Source organism: Mycoplasmopsis iners ATCC 19705 (genome assembly GCF_000701805.1).
In the GTDB taxonomy this organism is placed as follows: domain Bacteria; phylum Bacillota_I; class Bacilli_A; order Mycoplasmatales; family Metamycoplasmataceae; genus Mycoplasmopsis; species Mycoplasmopsis iners.
Genome location: NZ_JNJW01000021.1, coordinates 1 through 5618 on the forward strand (window position 1 = coordinate 1; position 5618 = coordinate 5618).

Consider the following 5618-nt stretch of genomic DNA (forward strand, 5'->3'; position numbering starts at 1 on the left):
TTTCTGCATATTTAACATCTGAATAAATGTTTGTTGAAGTTTTTGATTTTAGTCTATAAGAAACTTTTAATTTACCAGTGATATCGTTGTAACCAACAATAGTTTTATCAACAATTTCAGCATTCTGACTACTTTGAATTTCTCATTGTAATTCTTGAGGATTAGTCAATTTTGAAGCTTGATTTTGTTTTTGTTGTGGAGTAGCATTAACTGTTACAGAATTAATTGCATTTAATCTTTCTTTTTCTGCTTGATTACCAGTTTTAAAACCACTAATTGTTGCTTCTTTAACTTCTGAAGTTAAAGATGAATCAGCAGCATCTTTTATTACATATTTAACTGTTGCAGTACCATCACCATCATTTTTAACAATTTCTTTAATTACAATTTGATCAGTTGTAATTGTTGGGCTACTTAAAGAATTATTATAAACAATGGTTTTATTTACATCGCTTTCAACAATTTGACTCGGAGTAATATTTTGTTTATTATCATAATCAAAAGTTGCATTATATTGATTTAATTTAGCCTTAGTTAAAATTTTATCAACAGCATTTTGTTTATTTTCACTGGTTTGTAAATCGGAAATTTTATCAATTTCTGATTTATATTGTTGTTTTTGTATTTCTGTTAAATAACTTAATCCGTTGATATCATTTTTTGCTTTATTTTTAATTCCATCAAGTAAAGCAAAACTATTAGTTAATGAACCGTTTTGATTAATATTCCCAATTAAAGTATTTAATGAAGGATTAGTAGATCCATTATTTGTAGTTGAAGAAATTAACTCATTAGCTGAATTTAAAATAGTATCAAATTGACTTTGATTAGTTGCACTTGTGTAATCAACACTAGATTTTTTGTTTCTATATTCAGTAACTAAATCTTTCAATTTTTTCATTGAATTATTTAAGTCAACATTTTCTTTTTTTGCAAAAATAGTTTTAGCTTCTTCAATGCTTGTAGCATTTTGGATTTTTTCAAATAATTCTTTATTTTGTTTTGGATTTAAATGTTGATAAGTAGAAGTTAATTTGAAAATTTCATTATCTTTTGCTTCTTGTTTATCCAATTCCTCAAGACTTGTAGCCTTATTAACAGCATCTATTAATGTTTGCTTTTGATTGTCAGTAATTTTATTATTATTTTTTGCTTGATTAATTGTTTCAATTAAAGAAGCTTTTTTATCATTTATAGCTTTTTGATTCGTTGTTAAAAATCCATTAATAGTAGCAGATTTAGAATCTGATTTAATTTTTTCATCAGCTGGTAAATAATTAAATTTTGGATCTGTTGAAACTAATTGGTAATTAAGAGATACTGTACCATCTGTATTGTTTTTATTAATATCGTTTTTAACAACATTTATATTATTTTGAGCTAAGTTGTTAGTTATTGAAGATTCTGTGATTGTTGAAGGTAAAACGGATTCTTTACTTGGATAATCAAAAGTTAAATTAATTGCATTTAGTCTTGCTTTTTCAGCATTAATTTCATCTCCATCAAGTCCACTATAAGCAGTTGCAATAGAAGATTTTAATTGATTGTATTGACTAATATAATTTTCAATAAAGTTTGTGTAATTTGTTGGAACTGTTGTTGGTTGTTCTAATTTATTTTTAGATGTGTCTAATTTAGCATTAAGATTAGTTAAAGCAGAATCAAAAGTAGATTTTCTTGCTTTTGATCCACTAACATAATCAGAATTTGATTTAGCTGAATTATATGTATTAATTAAAGTTAAATCAGTTGTACCAAAATCATCATTCAATTTTTTTGCTTTTTCGTAAATTGCTTGTCTTTGATCTGGATTTGCTTCTTTGATTTGTTCAATTATAAGATTTTGTAAATTGGTAGTTAAATAATTTAATTCTTTTACTTTATTGATAAAAGCATCACCATCTAAAGCCGTATAAGCATTAGTTAAATTTTCTTGTAATTTAGAAATTTGTGTTGGATTTATACTTGCGCTTTGATTATTTAATAATGAATCGGCAACTGTTTTATATGCATCAAAATTTTGTTTTTTATCTGGAGAAGCAAAATTATATTTATCTGTATTAGTATTTAAAGCAGTTACATAAGTTTTTAAATTTTGTGTTGCATCATTTACATTGTTAATAGAATTTTTATATTCATTAACTTCATTTTCATTAGCAAAATTTTTAGAAAGAATGTCATTTTTAAATGCTTCTTTTTGTTTTTGAGTTAAAACATTATTTTTACCATTTAATGTTAGAGAAACTAAATAATCAACCAATTGTTTATGGTAATTATTTTGTTTTTCTAATTCATCTACAATAGTTTTTAAATTTTTGTCATTACCAAAATATACTCAATCATCTTGAGCATCATCAGTCTTGTTTTTATAAAGTTCAGCGCTATCAATATTATTTGAAGCAGTATTTTTTAATGGTTGCGAAACATAAGCAAAACTATTTATTTTTTCTTTTGCTTTTGCTTTTGCTTGAATAAATGCTTCATTAATTAATGAATCTAATTGTGAATTAATAGAATTTCTATTATCTGTTAATTGATAATTAGTTTCAGAATAGGCAAAGTTTTTCACTGTTGGTATTCTTTGAATAAACGATTCTTTTACAGAACTATCTAAATAATTAAATGAATTAATATCAGCCGTAAATTGTTTTTTATTTCCATTTAATTCAAGAATTTTGTTAATTCAATTAGTTTTTAAATTATTTGCATTAGTAGTTTTAAAAGTATCTAAATTACCTTCAGATGAAAAAGCATAAGATGTGTCATTTTGAACATTATTAGCATTTTGCAATTTTTCTACAAAATTATTGTATCAATCATCATTAATAGTTGGTTTATTTAATGTTTTTCCATAAACCAAGTTATCATTTTTTAAATTTTGAATTTTTGTTTGAATATTTTGAATTGCATCATATAAAGTAGATAAATTTTGAATTTTATTAAGAATAGATGTTTTACCATCATTATATTGCTGATTTGTGGTTCAGTCAAAATTTGTTAAATCATATGGAGTATTGTAGCTTGATAATACCGAATTAATTGTAGCAATAATAAATTTTATTCCTTGTGAATAGTTATATTGACTTCAATTAGATTTAGTAATATTTTTACTTTTTAAAGTATTAATAAATTCATTTTCTAAATTAGTTTTCCCACTGCTTTTTATTTTAGCAATTATGTCATCTACATCATTTATAAATTTTTGGATTTGAGTTGCATTTTGCAAAATAACATTTGTATTGTCATTTCTTTTTACTGCTTCACTGCTTGGGTTTGAATCGTATTGCAAATCATATTTTTTTTGTGTTTGTTTATTAGATCCTTCTAATTCTAACAATTGTAATGCGGGGTCTTTTGCTTCACTTGAATCAGCAAAAGCGAAAAGAATTTTGTTGCTAATTTCAATATTTCAATCAACTTTATCACTTGTGCTTAAAACTAATTTTCTTAATTCTAGTCTTTTTTCTTCAGCTTTTCCTTGTAAAGTATTTAAATTAGAAATTTGATCTTTATAATAATTAAATCATTTTGAATCATTAAAAGAATATGTTGATTCATTAAAATCTGAATGACTTTTAATTTGTTTTAATAAATCCTCAATTTGTGGTGCTGTTAATCATTGATTTTTGGTTTCATCAGTTGCAAATCTTTTTAACTTTTCATAATCTGTTAAATCATAGCTAATATTATTAAAATTAATATACCCGTTTTCATCCAAATCATTAAATGAAAATAAATTAGGGTTTGTAGTTGAATAAGAATTATCAGAAATAATTTTTCATTTTTTACTATCATCTGGATTTATAAAACTTGTTTTAAGTTTTAAATTATTCATATTTCTATATAGGACTAAAGAATCTATATTGTTTTTAGTTTTATATTCTGAAAGAATTTTATTTTGAGTTACTATTTCATTATATTTTGATTTGTCTATCGAATGAATGAATCTTTCAACGCCATTAGTTTCTTCAATTAAGGATAATGATGTATTCGGTAATTTGTCGCTATCTAATAAATATTCACTTTTAATTAAAGTTTCACTTGTATTTAATTTAATGTTTTGATAAGTCTGGCGATCGGCAATTTTCATAAATGATCCAAATTGTCTATCAGCGTAATCTGGTCATTCGTATTTAAATTGCCCGAATCCAATATATGTTTTTTTAGACGAAGCATCTCTTGAAAGAGGAGCAACATCATTTCCACTACGTACTCCGTTATTATCTATTGTATTAGGATTCCTTTTTACTGTAAATTCTAATTGCAATGATGGTGTAAAACCTGCCGTGCTGTCACCTTCAGATTTTATTTCCAAAAATAAAAATGAACCTGCATTATTATTAAGAGAATGATATGTGTAATCATCTTTATCTTTATATTGTTTTTGATATAACCCTAATGGACCAACGTCTTTACCTTTTAATTTTGGTTTATATTTTACATCTTCCAATGATGGCTCATCGTTAATAATCATGTTACCAATCGTTCTTTTTCTGAAATAATCATTACGAACACCACCTCATAATATATTATATTGATCATTAATATTTTGGGCTATTTCTTTTGGAAATGATTTATAAAAAGAACCATAATGCATTGAATTTAATCAAGTTTTACCCGTTGTATATCCAACTTTATTAGAAACATAATATTTATTAAATTGAGCATATTCATTATTTTCATTAGAACTGTAAAATTTAAATCCTGAAAGATTGTCCCCTTCATTAAATTCACCTGTGTAATCATAAGATTTAGAAATTCAAGGATTTATTCTATATTTATACTCTTCTTTTCCATATCATGTTGCAGAACGTGCGTCATCTTTCACATCGTTTACATCATATTTCTCATTAACAGAAATATTATAAGTTCTAACATTTGAAGGATTAGCAATAGCTTCTTGAAAAGGATCGTTTGTATTTCTAGTTGAAACAATAGCTTTAATATTTCCAGTTAAAATTAGGTCATCTGAAATTCAAAGTCCTACAAAAAATTTTCTATCATCAGATCTTAATTTGTCAACATTGAATCCTACTCTAAAAGATTTTGTATCATTAACTAAATCTCATCCATCTCCATTAAAAAATGAAGAATCTTGATTATTATTTTTTTCTCAATTGTATCTTGTTTTAATTGTATCTTTATCAAGAACTAGGGAAGGATTTAATAAATCTCATGCCGGATTATAATTACCGCTATATCTATCTCATTTTTCTTTATTTACGTTATAGTCATACAATCTATATCAATTATATTTATTAGTGAAATAGTATTTCTTTTTATCACTCCCATTTACATCTCCACTGTAATTTTCGTCTTCCTTATTACTATAAATTTCTTTTATTGTATTAGGTTTTAAATATCACGCATAATTCATACGATCATAGGTCTTGTAATTAGTATAAATACCATCATCTTGTACTTTGTTATATTGAGTATAGCTCATGTATTTACTATCAATTTCCTGTGAACTGCTTGTTGTATTAGTTTGAGAAATAGGTAAAAAGACAAGAGGCAAAGATCCACTTATCGCACTAAGTCTCAACACAATTTTTTTAATCTTTTTCGCTTTTTTCAAAATATACCACCTTATATCTATATATATATATATATATATA

Annotated in this window: 1 protein-coding gene; it reads right to left on the bottom strand. The window is 24.8% G+C overall.

Annotated features, from left to right (window positions below):
- Window positions 1–5578, bottom strand: a 5578-nt coding sequence (locus tag T395_RS03455) for a lipoprotein 17-related variable surface protein (RefSeq protein WP_156933084.1), incomplete at its 3' end; no start/stop codon positions are given.
- Window positions 5579–5618: the final 40 nt, after the last annotated feature.